Source organism: Maribacter sp. R77961 (assembly GCF_044594925.1).
Lineage (GTDB): Bacteria > Bacteroidota > Bacteroidia > Flavobacteriales > Flavobacteriaceae > Maribacter.
The window spans coordinates 1,860,645-1,878,425 of record NZ_CP138991.1 but is presented as its reverse complement, the minus strand read 5'-3'; the positions used below and the strand labels follow the sequence as shown (position 1 = coordinate 1,878,425).

18 protein-coding genes are annotated in these 17,781 nt (G+C 37.3%); 14 read left to right on the top strand and 4 right to left on the bottom strand.

Annotation, left to right across the window (positions count from 1 at the left end):
* Window positions 1–33 precede the first annotated feature (33 nt).
* Window positions 34–654, top strand: coding sequence for a LysE family translocator (locus tag SJY09_RS08180; protein ID WP_396638462.1), 621 nt, complete (start codon window positions 34–36; stop codon window positions 652–654).
* Window positions 655–700: 46 nt separating this feature from the next.
* Window positions 701–1,567 carry a hydroxymethylglutaryl-CoA lyase gene (locus SJY09_RS08175; RefSeq protein ID WP_396638461.1) on the top strand — a complete coding sequence of 289 codons (867 nt, stop codon included), beginning with the start codon at window positions 701–703 and terminating at the stop codon, window positions 1,565–1,567.
* On the opposite strand, the gene SJY09_RS08170 is transcribed toward SJY09_RS08175, so the two are convergent.
* On the bottom strand, window positions 1,564–1,896 hold the full coding sequence (locus SJY09_RS08170) for a hypothetical protein (RefSeq protein WP_396638460.1): 333 nt from the start codon (window positions 1,894–1,896) through the stop codon (window positions 1,564–1,566). The two genes, SJY09_RS08175 and SJY09_RS08170, sit on opposite strands and share 4 nt — an antisense overlap.
* A 202-nt stretch (window positions 1,897–2,098) precedes the next feature.
* On the opposite strand from SJY09_RS08170, the gene SJY09_RS08165 reads away from it, so the two are divergent.
* The 7 genes from SJY09_RS08165 to guaB all read left to right on the top strand — a co-directional run bounded on the left by SJY09_RS08165 (window position 2,099) and on the right by guaB (window position 11,342).
* Window positions 2,099–2,605: a ferritin gene (locus SJY09_RS08165; protein ID WP_396638459.1), complete on the top strand. Its 507-nt coding sequence runs from the start codon at window positions 2,099–2,101 to the stop codon at window positions 2,603–2,605.
* A 393-nt stretch (window positions 2,606–2,998) separates the two neighbouring features.
* On the top strand, window positions 2,999–4,291 hold the full coding sequence (locus SJY09_RS08160; RefSeq protein ID WP_396638458.1) for a DUF4856 domain-containing protein: 1,293 nt from the start codon (window positions 2,999–3,001) through the stop codon (window positions 4,289–4,291).
* A 99-nt stretch (window positions 4,292–4,390) separates the two neighbouring features.
* Window positions 4,391–5,518, top strand: a complete 1,128-nt coding sequence (locus SJY09_RS08155) for an imelysin family protein (protein ID WP_396638457.1) — start codon at window positions 4,391–4,393, stop codon at window positions 5,516–5,518.
* Window positions 5,518–6,882 (top strand): HTTM domain-containing protein, encoded by a 1,365-nt coding sequence (locus SJY09_RS08150; protein ID WP_396638456.1) that lies wholly within the window; start codon window positions 5,518–5,520, stop codon window positions 6,880–6,882. Before SJY09_RS08155 ends, SJY09_RS08150 begins: the two co-directional genes overlap by 1 nt.
* A complete protein-coding gene (locus SJY09_RS08145) occupies window positions 6,863–9,334 on the top strand; it encodes a TonB-dependent receptor domain-containing protein (protein ID WP_396638455.1) in 2,472 nt (823 codons plus the stop codon). Before SJY09_RS08150 ends, SJY09_RS08145 begins: the two co-directional genes overlap by 20 nt.
* Before the next feature lie 11 nt (window positions 9,335–9,345).
* Window positions 9,346–9,801, top strand: coding sequence for a heme-binding domain-containing protein (locus SJY09_RS08140; RefSeq protein WP_396638454.1), 456 nt, complete (start codon window positions 9,346–9,348; stop codon window positions 9,799–9,801).
* Between the two features lie 68 nt (window positions 9,802–9,869).
* Entirely contained in the window at window positions 9,870–11,342 is a 1,473-nt protein-coding gene (guaB, locus tag SJY09_RS08135) for an IMP dehydrogenase (RefSeq protein WP_396638453.1), read from the top strand.
* A gap of 176 nt (window positions 11,343–11,518) precedes the next feature.
* Here the strand turns inward: guaB and SJY09_RS08130 are convergent, their stop codons facing one another.
* Together SJY09_RS08130 and lysA are read right to left on the bottom strand one after the other, a co-directional pair.
* Entirely contained in the window at window positions 11,519–12,052 is a 534-nt protein-coding gene (locus tag SJY09_RS08130) for a thioredoxin family protein (RefSeq protein WP_396638452.1), read from the bottom strand.
* A 60-nt stretch (window positions 12,053–12,112) separates the two neighbouring features.
* A complete protein-coding gene (gene lysA, locus SJY09_RS08125) occupies window positions 12,113–13,351 on the bottom strand; it encodes a diaminopimelate decarboxylase (RefSeq protein ID WP_396638451.1) in 1,239 nt (412 codons plus the stop codon).
* 180 nt (window positions 13,352–13,531) lie between these two features.
* Here lysA and SJY09_RS08120 point away from each other — a divergent pair, with 180 nt between their 5' ends.
* From SJY09_RS08120 to SJY09_RS08110, 3 genes are all read left to right on the top strand, one after another.
* Complete coding sequence (locus tag SJY09_RS08120) at window positions 13,532–14,170, top strand: LON peptidase substrate-binding domain-containing protein (protein ID WP_396638450.1); 639 nt, start codon at window positions 13,532–13,534, stop codon at window positions 14,168–14,170.
* Window positions 14,171–14,295: 125 nt separating this feature from the next.
* Window positions 14,296–15,489 (top strand): ADP-forming succinate--CoA ligase subunit beta, encoded by a 1,194-nt coding sequence (sucC, locus tag SJY09_RS08115; protein ID WP_396638449.1) that lies wholly within the window; start codon window positions 14,296–14,298, stop codon window positions 15,487–15,489.
* A 456-nt stretch (window positions 15,490–15,945) separates the two neighbouring features.
* Window positions 15,946–16,281 carry a hypothetical protein gene (locus SJY09_RS08110; protein ID WP_396638448.1) on the top strand — a complete coding sequence of 112 codons (336 nt, stop codon included), beginning with the start codon at window positions 15,946–15,948 and terminating at the stop codon, window positions 16,279–16,281.
* Window positions 16,282–16,321: 40 nt separating this feature from the next.
* Here SJY09_RS08110 and SJY09_RS08105 read toward each other — a convergent pair whose 3' ends face one another.
* Window positions 16,322–16,687: a DUF1456 family protein gene (locus SJY09_RS08105; protein WP_396638447.1), complete on the bottom strand. Its 366-nt coding sequence runs from the start codon at window positions 16,685–16,687 to the stop codon at window positions 16,322–16,324.
* A 128-nt stretch (window positions 16,688–16,815) separates the two neighbouring features.
* Here SJY09_RS08105 and SJY09_RS08100 point away from each other — a divergent pair, with 128 nt between their 5' ends.
* Window positions 16,816–17,217: a TerB family tellurite resistance protein gene (locus SJY09_RS08100; protein WP_396638446.1), complete on the top strand. Its 402-nt coding sequence runs from the start codon at window positions 16,816–16,818 to the stop codon at window positions 17,215–17,217.
* Between the two features lie 133 nt (window positions 17,218–17,350).
* On the top strand, window positions 17,351–17,776 hold the full coding sequence (locus SJY09_RS08095; protein WP_396638445.1) for an Hsp20/alpha crystallin family protein: 426 nt from the start codon (window positions 17,351–17,353) through the stop codon (window positions 17,774–17,776).
* Window positions 17,777–17,781 lie beyond the last annotated feature (5 nt).

Sequence of the window (17,781 nt, the reverse complement as noted above, 5' to 3'; positions counted from 1 at the left end):
AATTCGTAATTTATCCGTTTTAATAAATCAAAATTGAATTTAGAGCTATTATTACCTTTTTGTGCGGCAACAGCCGCTTTAGCATTATCACCTGGACCAGATAATATTTTTGTGCTTATACAGAGCATTACCAATGGTAAATCTTATGGTTTTGCCACCATAGCTGGCCTTATGACCGGCTGTTTGGTGCATACAAGTCTATTGGCGTTCGGTGTATCCGTACTAATAAAGGATAATCCCATTGTTTTCAATGGGATTAAGGTGTTTGGTGCGCTATATCTTTTATATCTAGCCTGGCAGGTATTAAAATCGGATGACACCATTGACTTGAACAATAGTCCTGTTGAGAAGAAAAGTCTTTTGACACTATTTAAACAGGGGTTTGTTATGAATGTGCTCAACCCTAAAGTAACCATCTTTTTTCTGGCCTTTTTTCCCGGGTTTTTATTTTCGGATGAATTAAGTACGGTTCTGCAATTTTACATTTTAGGGTTTTTATTTGTACTGGTTTCTTCTTTTATTTTTGGGGGAATCGCTCTTTTAGCTGCTGTGATAGCCGATTTTCTTAAACAAAATACCAGAACAGGTTTTATTTTAAAATGGCTTCAAATTATTGTCTTTGTTGGGATAGCCATTTATTTGTTGATAGCTTAGGCAGATTTAAACTTGAACTTGATTTTTGAGTTTGTACTTTTACACCATGTCCGAAAAGGTAAAGATTATCGAATGTCCCAGGGATGCGATGCAAGGTATCAAGGAATTTATACCTGCAAAAGAGAAAGTAAGGTACATTCAGTCTTTATTATCTTGTGGTTTTGATACCATAGACTTTGGGAGTTTTGTATCACCAAAAGCCATTCCCCAAATGGTAGATACTGCCGCGGTACTGTCGAAACTAGATTTGTCCGATACTACAAGTAAATTATTGGCAATAGTTGCTAATGTTAGGGGAGCAAAGACAGCAGCTTTGCACCCAGAAATACAGTATCTAGGGTTTCCATTCTCTATTTCAGAGAACTTTCAAATGCGTAATACGCATAAGACGGTTGCAGAATCTGTTGATACTTTAGCAGAGATTTTTAATATTGCGGACGCTGCCAATAAGGAAGTAGTCACCTATATTTCAATGGGTTTTGGGAACCCTTATGGTGATCCTTGGAATGTGGATATCGTTGGGGAATGGACGGAAAAACTTGCTGGTATGGGTGCAAAGATTTTATCCCTATCGGATACTGTTGGCACATCTGACCCCGAAACTATTAAGTATCTTTTCTCGAACCTTATTCCTGCATACCCAAATATAGAATTTGGAGCGCATTTACATACAACACCAACAAAATGGCATGAAAAAGTCAATGCTGCTTATAAAGCCGGTTGCCGCCGATTTGATGGTGCTATTCAAGGATTTGGCGGTTGCCCGATGGCCAAGGATGAACTTACAGGTAACATGCCTACGGAAAAAATGCTATCCTATTTTACCACTGAAAAAGCACAAACCGGTGTTAATTGGCTCGCTTTTGAAGCAGCATATAACAAGGCCTCTGAGTTGTTCGCCGCTTATCATTAATTGTGTAGTAATTTTTCCAGCAAGTCATTTAAACCCAGATGAAATAAGGTGTTTTCCACTAAATCTTTAACCGCTTTAAGCTCTTTTACATTCATAGCAAAGGATATTTGTTGCACCGGTGAGTTTACTAATAATGCCTTACACGTATCATTATTACTGCAATCTTTGCATAACGAACAGGAACCTTCGGTATGTTGAATGTTCCTTAGAAATTGCCTTAATTCTTCTGTACTCAGCAGCAAACCTGTATCTCTGAATACCAATTGAATTTTCTTTTTTCTACAACTAAGGGTGGTTGGCCATTCGAAAGCTATGCCGAAGGAGTTCATATATATGGGATTAACGTCGGTCATTTTTATTGCCTAAGGTTCATATTTAATTTCTTATCAAAAATACTATTCTTATTTAGATTAATTAAATATAATATATTTGTTTAGACGAAATGATAAAAGAGTAGCTAGAAAACCAAAAAGGTAGAATTATTAAATAGAACAAAGTAAAAGCTTATTAAATTTGTAATAAAGGTAAAAAATGAACAAAACAATAGAAGCGTTATTAAACGACCAGATTAAATATGAGGCAAATGCGTCAATGCATTATTTAGCAATGGCTTCATGGGCTGATGCCGAAGGGTATAATGGTATTGCAGAATTCTTCTATAAGCAATCGGAGGAGGAGCGTGTTCACATGACTAAATTGGTAAAATTTGTTAATGAGCGTAGCGGAAAAGTAATTGTGCCAGCTTTAGAAAAACCGAAAGAAAGTTTTGAATCACTTAATGAACTATTCGCTGATTTTCTGAAGAGTGAAATGTTTGTAACCGAACAAATTAATCACGTCATCTTCGAATGTTTAAATAAGAAGGATTATAACGTCCATAACTTTATGCAATGGTATGTTACGGAGCAACTGGAAGAGGAAGCAGTTGCCAGAACACTTTTAGATAAATTAAATATCATTGGTGATGATAAGTCAGGGCATTATATGTTCGACAGGGACATTAATGCAATAGCTATAGCTGTAGACGCAGAAGAATAGTTAACGGGTTGAAAAATTTTTAAAAAGGCTTCTATTTAGAAGTCTTTTTTTTAGTAGTTTTGTTATTATTTAGATTTAATAAAAATAATGAAAACAGCATTTTTTATTACTCCGTGTATGGTAATGTCCGCAAATTGCGGGGATTGTAACACGGTAGATAAGAAAAAGAAATGCTGTAAAAAATATAAGAAAAAGGGCAAAAGCAACTGCAAACGTTGCCCAAAATTATAAGTCTACTCCTTTTTTTAATTCCTTCTACTACTTGGGCACACCCAAAGGTTAATTTATTAATTTTATTTAGATTTAATACAAATAACTTTGTTTGTTATTGAATTAGGACTTAGATTTGTTTCGTTATTTAAAACAAGTCTAAATAAACTTAAAGGCCCAATAATGAAAAAAATTGTATTTGCACTAGCAATAGTTGGAGGATTACTACTAACCTCATGTGAGTCAGATGATAATGGTGGAGATTTAGTTGCAACTTGCGCTGATGGAGTAATGAACGGTGATGAAACCGGTGTAGATTGCGGTGGTAGTTGTACCCCATGTGAAACCGCAATTGAAAATCCTGATACCTATGTATTCACAAGAAACGGGGAAAGTACGGTAAGTTTCTCTGGGCAGACTACTAGATTAGAGATGGGAGATGAAATTGTAAGCGCCTTAAAAAATCCTTCTAAAACTGCTGATGAATTATTTGCAATGTATGCGCATATAGAAGGTGATGCAAATTTCATGAACCCGGAATTAAATGCTTCTAATAAAAATATGAGAAGTAAAACGGCTGCATCCGCAGATTTCTTTTCTTCCAACGCTACTGACCAAGCATTGATACGTGCAGATTTTGATCAATGGTTAACCGCGCAGGCAGAAGAAGTTTTTCCTAGTTGGGGTGTTGCGGCAACTGCCGGAACTGCCGGTCAACTTCCAGATGGGACATCCACACGTTATGTAAACGGAAAGGGATTGGAATATGACCAATTATGGACAAAAGGATTAATAGGTGCGCTGGCCACAGATCAAGCTCTTAATAATTATCTAAGCACCGCAGTTTTGGACGAGGCGGACAATAGAGCTAATAATGATGCGGGGACGCCTGCAACGGATAAACCCTATACTACGATGGAGCACAAATGGGATGAGGCGTATGGCTATGTTTATGGTTTAAATGCTGATGCTGCAAATCCTAATGCAGACTTAGGTGCGGATAGTTTTCTAAATAAATATATTGGTAGAGTAGAGGGCGATCAAGATTTTGCCGGGATTGCCGATGAAATTTTTCAAGCATTCAAACTGGGAAGAGCGGCTATAGTTGCCAAAGAATATGATGTTAGGGATGCACAGGCAGAGATATTGAGAAAGAAAATTTCCGAGGTTATTGGTATTCGCGCTGTTTATTACTTGCAGCAAGCTAAAGTGTCATTAGCTCAGGAGAGTCCGGCGTACGGCACCGCTTTTCATGATCTTTCCGAAGGCTACGGCTTTATTTATAGTTTGCAATTTACAAGAAAGCCAGGTTCTAATGAGCCTTACTTTTCAAAAGCTGAGGTAGATGCATTCTTAGTTGATTTGCTGGATGATGGTGAAAACGGACTATGGAACGTAGAACTAGCCACATTGGATACCATAGCAGAAGCTATTGCGGCAAGATTTGAATTTACTTTAGAAGCAGCTGCAGAATAATATAAGTTGAGTATGTGTTAGTAAAAAAGTGATTTAATCCTTGTAAAGATTAAGTTGCTTTTTTTACTTTTGTTTAATTAGAATAAATAAAAATAAGCTATGAAGAGGATTTTTGGAATTTTGTTTTTTCTGTGTCTTGTTTGGGCATGTTCATCCGATAATGAAGGTGAAGAACCGGTTACGAATCCGAGTGGTGAGCTGAGTTTTGAAAGAAGTGCCATGCTCACAAATTGGGCGGATAATATCATAGTTCCGTCGTATGAAGCATTTACTGCGGACATGGCCGACCTAAACGCATCTTTCGAATTATTTAAAACGGACGCTAATGAGGCGAATCTTATCGCCCTGCGTGCCTCGTGGCTAACGGCGTATACAACTTGGCAGCGTGTTTCTATGTTCGAAATTGGGCCCGCTGAAACGGTTGGGCTTCGTTTAAACCTAAATATTTACCCTACGGATCCACAAAAAATCAATGATCATATAACCTCGGGATCATATGATCTTAGCTTGTCCTCCAACAGGGATGCCAAAGGTTTTCCGGCACTAGACTATTTAATCAATGGTCTGGATACCAATGATATTGCTATTGTGTCAAAATATAATAACTCGGACAGAGGTGCTTTACTATCATACATGCAAGCCGTTTTGGATGATATGACCGCCCTTTCTAGTAACGTATTATCCGAATGGAAAGCGGGTTATAGAGATACCTTTGTAGCCAATGACGGAGCATCTGCTACGGCATCTGTAGACCGTATGGTCAATGACTATATCTTTTATTATGAGAAATTTCTAAGAGCGGGTAAAATGGGTATTCCTCTAGGTGTTTTTTCAGGGAGCCCATTGCCTGAAAATATAGAGGCTTATTATGAACAAGAGATTGCTAACGATTTATTTTTGGAGGGCTTAAGTGCGGTACAGGATTTTTTCAATGGTAAACATTACGGCTCTAATACTTCGGGAGAAAGTTTAACATCTTACTTGGACACTTTAAATACACTCAAGGATGGGGAAGATTTAAAGGCGGTCATTAATAATCAATTTAACACGGCTCGGGAAATGGTGATCGGTTTGTCTTCCTTTAGAAGCGAGATTCAGAATAATACGCCTCCTACCAACATGTTTTTGGCTTATGATGAGGTTCAAAAACTGGTACCATTATTAAAAGTAGATATGGTTTCGGCCATGAGCATCAGTATTGATTTTGTTGATGCCGATGGCGATTAATGACTTTTGTAGATAAACATATTAAAGCCCCTGTGGAGGCCGCCCCTTTGGCGGTCTTCCGTATTTTATTTGGATTAATGATGCTGTTGAGTATTATTAGATTCTGGAGCTATGGTTGGATTGATAAATTGTACATACAACCGAAGTTCTTTTTCTCTTATTATGGTTTCGAGTGGGTAAAACCTATTGGTAACTACACTTATATCCTCTTTATTATTTGCGCAATTTCCGCCTTTATGGTGGCATTGGGCTACAAGTATAAAACAGCTATTGTTGTTTTCTTTTTAAGCTTTACCTACATAGAGCTTATGGATAAGACCACGTATTTAAATCATTATTACTTTGTAAGTGTTCTTAGTTTCTTGATGATTTTTCTTCCTGCGCAGGCGTACTTCTCCATAGACGCCGCAAGAAATTCAAATAAAGCTTTTCAGTATGTGCCTGCTTGGACCATAAACAGCCTTAAACTAGTATTGGGAATCGTATACTTCTATGCGGGTTTGGCAAAGTTAAATTCTGATTGGTTGTTTAAGGCGATGCCCTTAAAAATTTGGCTTCCTTCTAAATTTGATATTCCGTTTATCGGCAATCTACTGAGCGAAGAATGGGTGCAATACGCCTTTAGCTGGACGGGTGCCCTATATGACTTGGCTATTCCGTTTTTGCTATTGTATAAAAGGACAAGGTCTTACGCTTTTGTGTTGGTGGTTGTTTTTCATGTGCTTACCCGTGTACTTTTTCCAATAGGTATGTTTCCTTATATCATGATCGTGGCTACCCTTATCTTTTTTGACAGCGGTTTGCACCGTAAAATTATTGGTTTTGTGGCTCGCCTGTTTCGATGGAATACTTCACGTTTTAATAATCAGGAAGTTTTTCAAGAGCGGGTCTTACGTTCTGTTCGTATGAAGTGTGCTGTGTTGGTTATCTTCTTTACCATACAATTGACTGTTCCTTTTCGTTACCTGTTATATCCCGGAGAATTATTTTGGACAGAAGAAGGTTATCGATTTTCATGGCGCGTAATGCTTATGGAAAAATCTGGATATGCTCAATTTAAAGTGGTCGATGGCGAAACTAGTAAATGGTTCTATGTGGACAACTCAGATTTTTTAACACCTTTTCAAGAAAAACAGATGGCATTTCAACCAGACTTTATTCTGGAATACGCACATATGCTCCAAGAACATTTTGAAAAGGATGGCCATAAGAAAGTAGCTGTTTATACAGACTGTCAAGTGAGTTTAAACGGGAGATTGAGTACAAGATATATAGACCCAAATAGGGATTTAACCAAAGTAAAAAGGTCTTTTGCACACAAAGATTGGATTATACCATTTAAAGATGAGATTACAGGAATTTAGTGGATTACTCTTTTTGTTATTGTCCTTCCCGGTTTGGGGGCAATTGAGCATATCTGGAAATATAACGAATAAGGAGGGTAGGCCGCTTTCTGATGTAGAAGTATATATTCGTCAATTGGAACGTTTAGAAATGACGGATACTAATGGTCGTTTTGAGTTTAAAAACGTTCCTGGCGGTAAGTATTCAATTGTAGTTTTTGCTTATGAGTATGAGGTTCTGGAGAAGGAACTAACTTTTGATAAAGCCTTTTCTATCGATATTCAATTACAAAAACTTCAAGCGGAAAACCTTTCTGAAGTGGTATTGCTGCAAAAACGAGAACAGGTTTTTGCATTAAAACAACTGAAAAAGGTAGAAGGGACTGCTATTTATGCAGGAAAAAAGAGCGAAGTAGTTTTATTGGATGGGATAACAGGCAATTTAGCGGCGAATAATCCCAGACAAATCTATAGTCAAGTAGTAGGTCTAAATATCTATGATAACGGAGATGCCGGACTACAATTAAATATAGGCGGCAGAGGTTTAGACCCTAATAGAACGGCAAATTTTAATACCCGCCAAAATGGTTATGATATTAGTGCGGATGTTTTAGGATATCCAGAGAGCTATTATACGCCACCCGCAGAGGCTTTAGAGGAAATTCAGGTCGTTAGAGGTGCAGCCTCCCTGCAGTATGGTACGCAGTTTGGTGGTTTGGTGAATTTTAAGTTTAAGAAACCGAACGCATCAAAAAAAGTAGAATGGGTAAGCAGACAAACCTTAGGGTCCTATAATCTCAAGACCAGCTTTAATAGTTTAAGTGGTACAGTAGGTAAACTTAGTTACTACACCTATTTTCATTACAAAGAAGGAAATGGATTCAGACCAAATTCGGATTTTAATAGTAGGAATTATTTTGCCCATATAGGATATCAACTTACTGATAGAACAAAGCTTACCTTAGAAACTACGTTTTTAAATTACTTGGCCAAGCAACCTGGTGGATTAACCGACGCACAATTCATAGCCGACCCTACTTTTAGTAATAGGGATAGAAATTGGTTTGATGTAGATTGGAAACTATATTCGCTTCGTTTGGATCATAAGTTTTCTAATAAGACTGATTTTAGTTTAAACGTTTTTGGATTGGATGCCTCCAGAAGTGCTTTGGGGTTTAGGACCAACCGCGTTTCTCAACCGGATGATCCTGAAGAACCTAGAGAATTATTGGTTGATAATTTTCAGAATTGGGGTGCAGAGGCACGGGTATTAACGCGTTACAAACTGGGAGATACGGAGTCCGCCCTGTTATTGGGCTCAAAGGTTTATAAAACCAGTAATGACCAGCGACAAGGTCCAGGAACCAACACAACCAACGCTGATTTTACTTTTGCGGATGATGACTTCCCTAATTATGAACGGCAATCACAATTTGATTTCCCCAATTTTAATCTAGCCTTATTTGGTGAGAATATTTTTAATATGACCCCAAAATTTACGGTAACTCCCGGGTTTAGGTTAGAACATATAAAAACGGAGAGTATTGGGAGTTATAGAGATATTGTATTGGATTTGGCAGGTAATCCACTATTGAACGAGGAGATTGAAGACAATAGAGTATTTGATAGAACATTTCTTTTACTAGGGCTTGGTGTTAGCTATAAGATTACTCCAACTACGGAACTGTATGGAAATTTCTCCCAAAATTACCGATCCGTCACTTTTAGTGATATCAGGGTGGTTAACCCCTCTTTTCAAGTAGATGAGAATATTGGGGATGAAGACGGTTTTACCGCGGATTTGGGAATACGAGGTAGGGTGAAAGATGCATTGTCCTACGATTTAAGTTTTTTTGGTTTATTATACGACAACAGATTGGGAGAAGTATTGAAAAGTGAAACTAGGACTAATGCCGCAGGAGCGGAAGTAGAAACAGGACGTATAGTTCGTTTTCGAGGTAATATAGGCACTGCTTTTATGTACGGACTAGAAAGTTTTACCAACTGGAGCTTAAAAGAAACTTTTTTCCCGACAAGCGATAAGCTAAAACTAAATTACTTTATGAATTTGGCCTTGACCAATTCCGAGTATTTATCTTCAGAAGAAACCAATGTCGAAGGAAATCAAGTAGAGTTTATACCTGAGGTGAACTTAAAAACAGGTTTAAATTTTGGATATGGAAATCTACTGGGAAGTTTACAATACACGTACTTGTCCAATCAATTTACAGATGCTACCAACGCTCCACAAGATTTAAACGATAATCAACGTGGTATCGAGGGAGAAATTCCTGCGTATGACATTATGGACTTTTCACTGTCATACGGCTATAAAAAATGGAAGTTAGAGGCAGGAATCAATAATGTACTGAACAATAGTTACTTTACACGTAGGGCTACCGGGTATCCCGGTCCAGGAATAATTCCTTCCGAACCACGAACATTTTATACCACACTTCAGTTTAAAATTTAAAAATCTAATAAATGAAAACTTTCAAAAAAATCCTTATCGTTTTGCTTATTGCTTTAATTGGTTTACAATTCTACAGGCCCGAAAAAAATGATGCTACCTATCGTGATGTGGCTGCTTTTGAAACGGAGACGAAACCCACTGCAGAAATCAAAACAATTCTTGAAAGCAAGTGTTATGATTGTCACAGTAATAAAACAGAATATCCCTGGTATGCTGAAATTTCACCTGTTTCCTTGCTGATTGCAGACCATGTTGAAGAAGGAAATGAGCATTTCAATGTCTCTGCTTGGGATAGTTATACGGACAAAAAGAAAGATCATAAATTAGATGAATTAATAGAAGAGGTTGAAGAAGGGGAAATGCCAGAAAGTGGATATGCATTGCTCCACGGGGATATCTCGGAAGAAGAGAAGGAAGCTTTAATGGCCTGGGCAAAGAAGGCAAGGGAGAATTATGACTTGCAATAGGGAACGCTGTGAATGGAATAAACCAATAATTATTACTACATTTGCACGCAATTAAATCCTTAATTGCAATGGAAGCTCACCTAAACAAAATTCTCGGAGAAGGTCTTACTTATGATGACGTACTCTTAGTCCCAGCCTATTCGGAAGTACTCCCTAGAGAAGTTAGTATAAAATCAAAATTTACACGTAACATTACTATTAATGTACCCATTGTTTCCGCTGCCATGGATACGGTAACCGAATCTAGAATGGCCATTGCTATTGCCCAGGAAGGTGGTATTGGTGTATTACATAAGAATATGACCATTGAGCAGCAAGCGATAAAGGTTAGAAAAGTAAAGCGCGCGGAAAGTGGTATGATTTTGGATCCCGTTACCATGCCTTTGAATTCTAAAGTAAGTGACGCTAAGGCTAATATGAAAGAGCATAGTATCGGTGGAATTCCGATAGTGGATGCAGAAGGAAAACTTATTGGTATTGTGACCAATAGGGATTTACGTTTCGAAAAAAACAATGAAAGACCTATTTCGGAAGTAATGACTTCAGAAAATCTAGTTACTGCAGCGGAAGGAACATCACTCTCCGAAGCCGAAGATATTTTACAGGAGCATAAAATAGAAAAACTCCCAGTTGTGAATAAGGATAACAAACTAGTAGGCCTTATTACGTTTAGGGATATTACAAAACTTACACAAAAGCCAAGTGCAAATAAGGATAAGTACGGTCGTTTAAGAGTGGCTGCTGCCTTGGGAGTTACTGGCGATGCAGTGTATAGGGCAGAAGCCTTAGTCAATGCAGGTGTAGATGCCGTTGTTATAGATACGGCGCACGGGCATACCAAAGGAGTGGTTGCTGTTTTAAAAGAGGTTAAAAAGCGCTTTCCGGATTTAGACGTTATCGTAGGTAATATTGCAACAGGGGAGGCGGCTAAGTATTTAGTAGAAGCTGGTGCTGACGCTGTAAAGGTTGGTATAGGCCCTGGTTCTATTTGTACGACAAGGGTTGTTGCGGGAGTTGGTTTTCCGCAATTTTCTGCGGTACTAGAAGTTGCTGCGGCGATAAAGGGTTCAGGGGTTCCAGTGATTGCGGATGGTGGTATTCGTTATACAGGAGATATTCCAAAGGCCATTGCGGCCGGTGCGGATACGGTAATGTTAGGTTCATTGTTAGCAGGTACTAAAGAGTCTCCGGGTGAAACTATTATATACGAGGGAAGAAAATTTAAATCTTATCGCGGTATGGGTTCTGTTGAAGCGATGAAGCAAGGAAGTAAGGATAGATATTTTCAGGATGTAGAAGATGATATTAAAAAATTGGTTCCGGAAGGTATTGTTGGTCGCGTCCCCTACAAAGGAGATTTGTTCGAAAGCATTCATCAGTTTGTGGGTGGTCTACGCGCAGGAATGGGTTATTGTGGCGCCAAGGATGTGAACGATTTAAAAGAAAACGGACGATTTGTAAAAATAACGGCAAGTGGTATTAATGAAAGCCATCCGCATGATGTTACCATCACCAAAGAATCCCCGAATTACAGCAGATAGTAGTACTATTGTGATGTAGATAGATATCATAAAAAAACCTGGGTGCTAGCACTCAGGTTTTTTTATTGGCACTGCCAAAAAGTTTAATATACCAAGGCTTGTGTCAAAATTTAAATTCAGTTTCTTGTTAATGCCACTTGGTCTTGTTCCGAGGTAGTACTTAAAATATTTTTTAATTACTTGCCTTCAGCTGCGTAGGTTTTCCAGTCCTTATCCTTATAGATGTTTTCACCGAAATACTTGGCAATGTTCAAAAAGGGTTCTGGTTTTTGATATCCCGGTACCGGAGAAAGCATATTCATCTCCTCATCTAAAAATATCGTGGTAGGATAACTTAACCGACCCTGCATTAAGGTTGCTGCGAACTCATGGTATCCTTTTCTCCCAGACGGAACAAAATTGTACGTTTTTCCTTTGAATTCTATGGGTTCCTTACCTTCACCATCCAATTTCACCATATAATAGTTTTCGGACATGTATGCTGCAACTGTTGGATTTTGAAAAGTGTCCTTATCCATTTTCTTGCACCATCCACACCAATCCGTATACACATCGATAAATACTTTTTTAGGATTCTCATCTGTTGCGGCGAGTTCAGCAGCCTCGTTCCAAGTTAGCCAGTTTACTTTTTGCGCAACACCAAAACTAGTGCTGAGTATAACAACTAAAAGTAATACGTAATTTTTATAAGAAGCTTTATGTTTTATCATGATACGTTTTTGAGCAATTAGTCCAACAACTATACCAAAACTAACGATTTTTTGATAGCTTTATTTTACTTTGGCAGGTTGCTTTGCCTCAAAAAGGTCTTTTACGTCAACTTGATTTTTAATGAGGTCGTCAAAAGTCTCCCTTTCCCTGATTAAAATAGCTTCTCCGTTATGCCACAGTACCTCTGGTGGTCTAAATCTAGAATTGTAGTTGCTGGCCATAGTAAAGCAGTAGGCGCCTGCATTTTTAAAACATAGAATATCACCTTCAGATATTTCGTTAATGCGTCTATTACTGGCAAAAGTATCTGTTTCACAAATGTATCCTACTACGGAGTAATAGCGTTCTCTACCCTTAGGATTAGAAATGTTTTCAATTTCGTGATTAGAACCATACAGCATTGGTCGTATTAAGTGATTAAAACCAGAATCAATACTCGCAAATACCGTGGAAGTAGTTTGCTTTACCACATTAACTTTAGCAAGGAAAAATCCTGCTTCGCTCACTAAAAATTTACCTGGTTCAAAAGCTAAAGTGAGTTCCTTACCATAATCTTTGCAAAATTCGTTGAAGCGTGTGCTTAATTTTTTACCTAGCTCTTCTATATTGGTTTCGATATCACCTTCTTTATAGGGCACTTTAAAACCGCTTCCAAAATCAATAAAGTCTAAATTTTTAAAATTCCTTGCTGTTTCAAATAAGATTTCCGAGGCGTAAAGGAATACATCAATATCAAGGATATCACTACCCGTATGCATATGTATCCCGTTAATATTCATCTGGGTCAACTCCACAATACGCAACAAATGGGGAATTTGATGAATACTTATTCCAAATTTAGAATCTATATGGCCAACGGATATGTTAGAATTACCGCCCGCCATCACATGGGGATTAATGCGAATGCAAACGGGAATATCTGGGTGTTTACTTCCAAATTGTTCTAGAATGGAAAGGTTATCGATATTAATACGAACCCCCAATTTTGCCGCTTCTTCAATCTCTTCTAAAGAAACACCGTTAGGTGTAAATATGATCGCTTCTGGTTTAAAACCAGCTAAAAGGCCTAATTGCACCTCTTGTATAGAAACAGTGTCCAAGCCACTACCTAAACTATTCATCAATTTAAGAATGGATATATTGGAAAGCGCTTTTGCGGCATAATTTAACTTTAAATTTTTAACAGAACTAAATGCGCTGGTCAATCTTTTGAACTGTGAGATGATTTTTGCAGAATCATAAACGTAAACAGGATCTCCGTAGGTCTCTGCAATATGTAGTAGGTCCGAATTTTTCATGCGTAAGGATTTTTGACAAATCTAGGTTACTACGTGTATACCAGCAAAAAAAATACTCAAAAATTGATAAAAACAACAAAATGTTATAAATATAACAAATGTTTTAAATGCTTTTCTTGCGCTAAGTTCTGTGTATTTGTATTTTCATCTAAAACATTACTCATACTACACTTAAGTTATATGAAAATACCCTTATTCCCGCTACAATCTATTTTTTTTCCAGGAGAAACCGTTCCACTACATATTTTTGAACCACGTTACAAACAGCTCATTCAGGATTGTCGGGATGAAGCCATGACTTTCGGAATACCGGTTTATATAGATGGGAAAATGGAATATGGTACCGAAGTACAGTTAGTTGAGGTTGTTACTACATACGATAGTGGAGAAATGGATGTTGTTGGTGTTGCACGACAAGTTTTTAAGGTGCTGACGTTTGACAATCAAATGGACGACAAGTTATATGCTGGGGGCTTGGTGAAGTTCTATGAATATGACTATGAAGCCGAAGCTGATGAGAAACTCAAAATTATACAAAAGATTCAGGAACTTTATGGAATTATGGACGTTCCATTTTCTCAAATTAATGTAGCTGCCTTTAATAGCTTTACACTGGCACATAAAATAGGTCTTTCTTTTGAACAGGAATACCAGTTGCTGCAAATGCCTAAGGAAAAAGACCGCTTATCTTTCTTAAATGCTCATTTAATGGCAACCATTACTGTTTTAACAGAAGTGGAGCGCACTAGGAAGACTATAGAATTGAATGGACATTTCAAAAACTTTGACCCCTTAGATTTTAAGGATATTGAGGTTTGATTCTGTCACTATTTTTTATCTCATCGGCGTTTCATTCCTTTTCCTGACTTAAATAGTGCACTATTATTTTCTATAATTACCGTGTCTTCCCTATTTTTGCATAACAAATAAAACCTCATTAACATATGAACCTTCACGAATATCAGGGTAAAGAAATACTTGCAAGTTTTGGCGTGCGCATACAGCGCGGAATCGTTGCTCATAATGCAAAGGAAGCTGTAGATGCTGCAAAGCAATTAACCGCTGAAACAGGCACAGGATGGCACGTTATTAAAGCCCAAGTGCATGCAGGTGGTCGTGGAAAAGGTGGTGGAGTAAAGCTGGCTAAAAACCTTAAAGAGGTAGAAGAAATTGCAGGAAACATCATTGGTATGAATTTGATTACTCCGCAGACATCTGCCGAGGGTAAAAAAGTGCACCAAGTTTTAGTCGCAGAAGATGTGTACTATCCTGGTGACAGTGAAACAAGTGAATTTTACATGTCCGTGCTGTTGAATCGTGGGACCGGTAGAAACATGATCATGTATTCTACAGAAGGTGGTATGGATATCGAAGAGGTGGCGGATAAAACACCACATCTTATTTTTACCGAAGAGATAGATCCCTCAACTGGCCTTTTAGGATTTCAAGCAAGGAAAATTGCCTTTAATTTAGGCCTATCTGGGACTGCTTTTAAAGAAATGACAAAATTTGTTGCTTCATTATATAAAGCTTATGTGGAAAGTGACTCCAGTATGTTTGAAATTAATCCTGTTTTAAAAACCTCCGATGACAAGATTATGGCGGTAGATGCTAAAGTGTCTATTGATGACAATGCGCTATACCGTAGAAAGCAATATGCAGAAATGCGCGATTTAAGAGAAGAGAACGCCATAGAGGTAGAGGCTGGTGCTCTTGGGCTTAATTATGTGGATTTAGATGGTAATGTTGGCTGTATGGTTAACGGAGCTGGCTTAGCGATGGCAACAATGGATTTGATTAAGATGGCGGGTGGCGAACCAGCTAACTTTTTAGATGTGGGTGGTACCGCTGATGCAAAAAGAGTAGAGGAGGCTTTTAGGATTATCTTGAAGGACGATGGTGTCAAAGCGATTTTGGTGAATATTTTTGGAGGTATTGTTCGTTGTGATCGTGTTGCAAACGGTATTGTAGAAGCGTACAAGAATATGGGAGACGCAATTAAAGTTCCTATCATCGTTAGATTGCAAGGTACAAATGCTGAAATAGCAAAAGAGATTATAGATAATTCTGGATTGGCGGTACATTCTGCTGTTCAATTTCAGGAAGCTGCTGATAAAGTAAAAGAGGTGTTGGCTTAGTATTTATTAAATTTATATATCAAAAAGGGGAAATCTTGGTAAAACAGTTTCCTCTTTTTTTTATTGACACCACTAAAAAAGGTATATACCCTAAAGCTCGCTTCGAAATTAAATGTTCATTTCCTGTGAGTGCCTCGCGGACTTGCGCAGAGATGATTTCCTCAATTTCATTTAGTAATAGCTCTGAAATCAAAGTTATTTTATTCTTTTAGAGAAAATTTTATTTTCTCTGAATCTCAATTACTTAAAAAAAGCTACAATCACCATGTTTGTAGTGTTTTTAAAATGTTTCTAGATGATTTTTGAGCATTTTCGGGTAGTGTTCAATAGAATAAAAAAATGTTAAAAATAAAATTTACTGTAACATTCTCATTTTTGAGGCGTCTTTTTAGTAATTCATCATCAATCAATTATTAATCAATCTCTAAAATCATAAAGAGATAAAAACAACAAGTCATGAGAAAATTAAGTTTAGTTTTTGTAGCTGCAATGCTATTAGCAACCGGTAATGTTCTAGCTAATGATACCGAAGGAGTAAAGCCTACCAAAAGTCTTTCCACGCAAATCACTAAAATGCTATCGGACAATTCTTTTTCCGACCAAGAGAATGATTTAACTGCACAAGTTAGATTTACCTTAAATAGTGAAGGTGAAATCGTAGTTCTTTCAGTAGATACTGATTATATTAAGTTAGAGGGTTTTGTTAAAAGTAGATTGAACTACCAAAAAGTGGATATTTCTACTATTGAAGAAGGAAAACTATATACCGTGCCCGTGCGTATTTCGGCATAATTATTTGAATATAGCTAGAAAATCCTGATACCTTAAAGTGTCAGGATTTTTTTTTGTTTTTATATTTTACAGGTGTAATTGCCCTATCTATTTTCTTTCTTTGTTGCATTTTAATTCGATTATCATATGCTTTTTCTTGCTTGGGTCCTTTCGTCCCCAATAGTACTTCTCCAGGTATTTTTGGATGGTCCTTTGTTCCTCTTAGGTGAATCACTAGTCCATTAAGGAAGTTGCGTAAAACCTGATCACCGCATTCCATGTAATTTGGGTGGTCTTCTTTTCTGAAGAATGCACTAAGTTCGCTTTTAGACATTTTAAAATCGACCAAGGTTAAGATTTCCACGATATCATCATCCCTTAGTTTCAAGGCAACCCTTAATTTTTTAAAAATGTCATTATTGGTCATACTCCTATTTTTGTTGCAAGGTATTATAATACATTTAATAAAGCACTATTTGCTAGGGGTTCCATACTAGAAGTTCTTTTTTTAAGTTATCTATATAGTGCTTTCTTTAAAGCTTGTTGCTTATAAAAATGAACGAACAAAAGGAGAAATTAAGTATACTTTCAGAAATGATCGCTTTTGCTAGGGTGGACAATACTATTAAGCAATCGGAATACGATTTTCTTTTTAATGTTGCGCAACAACTGGAAATAAGTAAGAAAGTATTTGACGGATTGTTCAAAAAAGAAGCAGAGCATATAATTCCTAAAACACAGGCGGATAGATTAGTTCAGTTCCATAGACTTATTTTACTCATGAACGTGGACAATGTGGTTGATCTTGTAGAGGTGAAACGACTTCATAACATTGGGTTGGTCATGGGGCTCCCGCCATCTGCTATAGAACAAGTACTATCCATCATGCACAAATATCCAAACAAGATGGTTCCGCCAGAAGTGCTCATTAACATCTTCAAAGCTCATTATAACTAAACCGAGCGTTTAAATTGTCATAATGACATCTATTTATTATGTATATCGGACATAACGTCAGTTTCTGTTCAATGGTATAACATTTGCCTTTTAGTGGTCAGTGAAAATGTTTAATCCATTAAAAATTTAAGTTATGAGTATTATAAAGAGAAATGATATGGTTTTTCCTTCGTTAATGAATGAAATTTTTAAACCAGATTGGTTTGGAGGTATGGAGAACCATAGGTCTGCCGTTCCTGCGGTGAACATCATGGACAACGACACAAATTTTGAATTGTCTTTGGCGGTACCTGGACGTCAAAAGGAAGACTTTAATATTGAAATAGATGATAATGTATTAGCTATTTCAGCTGAAGTTAAAAATGAAAGTGATAATCTTACCGAGAATTACACAAGAAGAGAGTTTGGTTTTACTTCGTTTAAAAGAGCCTTTACATTACCTGACACGGTAGATACCGAGAAAATCGAAGCTAGTTATGAGAACGGAATATTACATTTTGTTCTACCTAAAAAAGAAGAAGCTTTACCCAAGCCAAAGCGCTTGATCGCATTGTCTTAGGTAAT

Bases quoted from the DNA above. Each gene is read 5' to 3' on its own strand.
- sucC (WP_396638449.1), top strand. From the start codon at position 14,296: ATGAACCTTCACGAATATCAGGGTAAAGAAATACTTGCAAGTTTTGGC.
- SJY09_RS08150 (WP_396638456.1), top strand. From the start codon at position 5,518: ATGACTTTTGTAGATAAACATATTAAAGCCCCTGTGGAGGCCGCCCCT.
- SJY09_RS08175 (WP_396638461.1), top strand. From the start codon at position 701: ATGTCCGAAAAGGTAAAGATTATCGAATGTCCCAGGGATGCGATGCAA.
- SJY09_RS08105 (WP_396638447.1), bottom strand. From the start codon at position 16,687: ATGACCAATAATGACATTTTTAAAAAATTAAGGGTTGCCTTGAAACTA.
- SJY09_RS08100 (WP_396638446.1), top strand. From the start codon at position 16,816: ATGAACGAACAAAAGGAGAAATTAAGTATACTTTCAGAAATGATCGCT.
- guaB (WP_396638453.1), top strand. From the start codon at position 9,870: ATGGAAGCTCACCTAAACAAAATTCTCGGAGAAGGTCTTACTTATGAT.
- SJY09_RS08165 (WP_396638459.1), top strand. From the start codon at position 2,099: ATGAACAAAACAATAGAAGCGTTATTAAACGACCAGATTAAATATGAG.
- SJY09_RS08170 (WP_396638460.1), bottom strand. From the start codon at position 1,896: ATGAACTCCTTCGGCATAGCTTTCGAATGGCCAACCACCCTTAGTTGT.
- SJY09_RS08155 (WP_396638457.1), top strand. From the start codon at position 4,391: ATGAAGAGGATTTTTGGAATTTTGTTTTTTCTGTGTCTTGTTTGGGCA.
- SJY09_RS08110 (WP_396638448.1), top strand. From the start codon at position 15,946: ATGAGAAAATTAAGTTTAGTTTTTGTAGCTGCAATGCTATTAGCAACC.
- lysA (WP_396638451.1), bottom strand. From the start codon at position 13,351: ATGAAAAATTCGGACCTACTACATATTGCAGAGACCTACGGAGATCCT.
- SJY09_RS08130 (WP_396638452.1), bottom strand. From the start codon at position 12,052: ATGATAAAACATAAAGCTTCTTATAAAAATTACGTATTACTTTTAGTT.
- SJY09_RS08095 (WP_396638445.1), top strand. From the start codon at position 17,351: ATGAGTATTATAAAGAGAAATGATATGGTTTTTCCTTCGTTAATGAAT.
- SJY09_RS08160 (WP_396638458.1), top strand. From the start codon at position 2,999: ATGAAAAAAATTGTATTTGCACTAGCAATAGTTGGAGGATTACTACTA.
- SJY09_RS08120 (WP_396638450.1), top strand. From the start codon at position 13,532: ATGAAAATACCCTTATTCCCGCTACAATCTATTTTTTTTCCAGGAGAA.
- SJY09_RS08140 (WP_396638454.1), top strand. From the start codon at position 9,346: ATGAAAACTTTCAAAAAAATCCTTATCGTTTTGCTTATTGCTTTAATT.
- SJY09_RS08145 (WP_396638455.1), top strand. From the start codon at position 6,863: ATGAGATTACAGGAATTTAGTGGATTACTCTTTTTGTTATTGTCCTTC.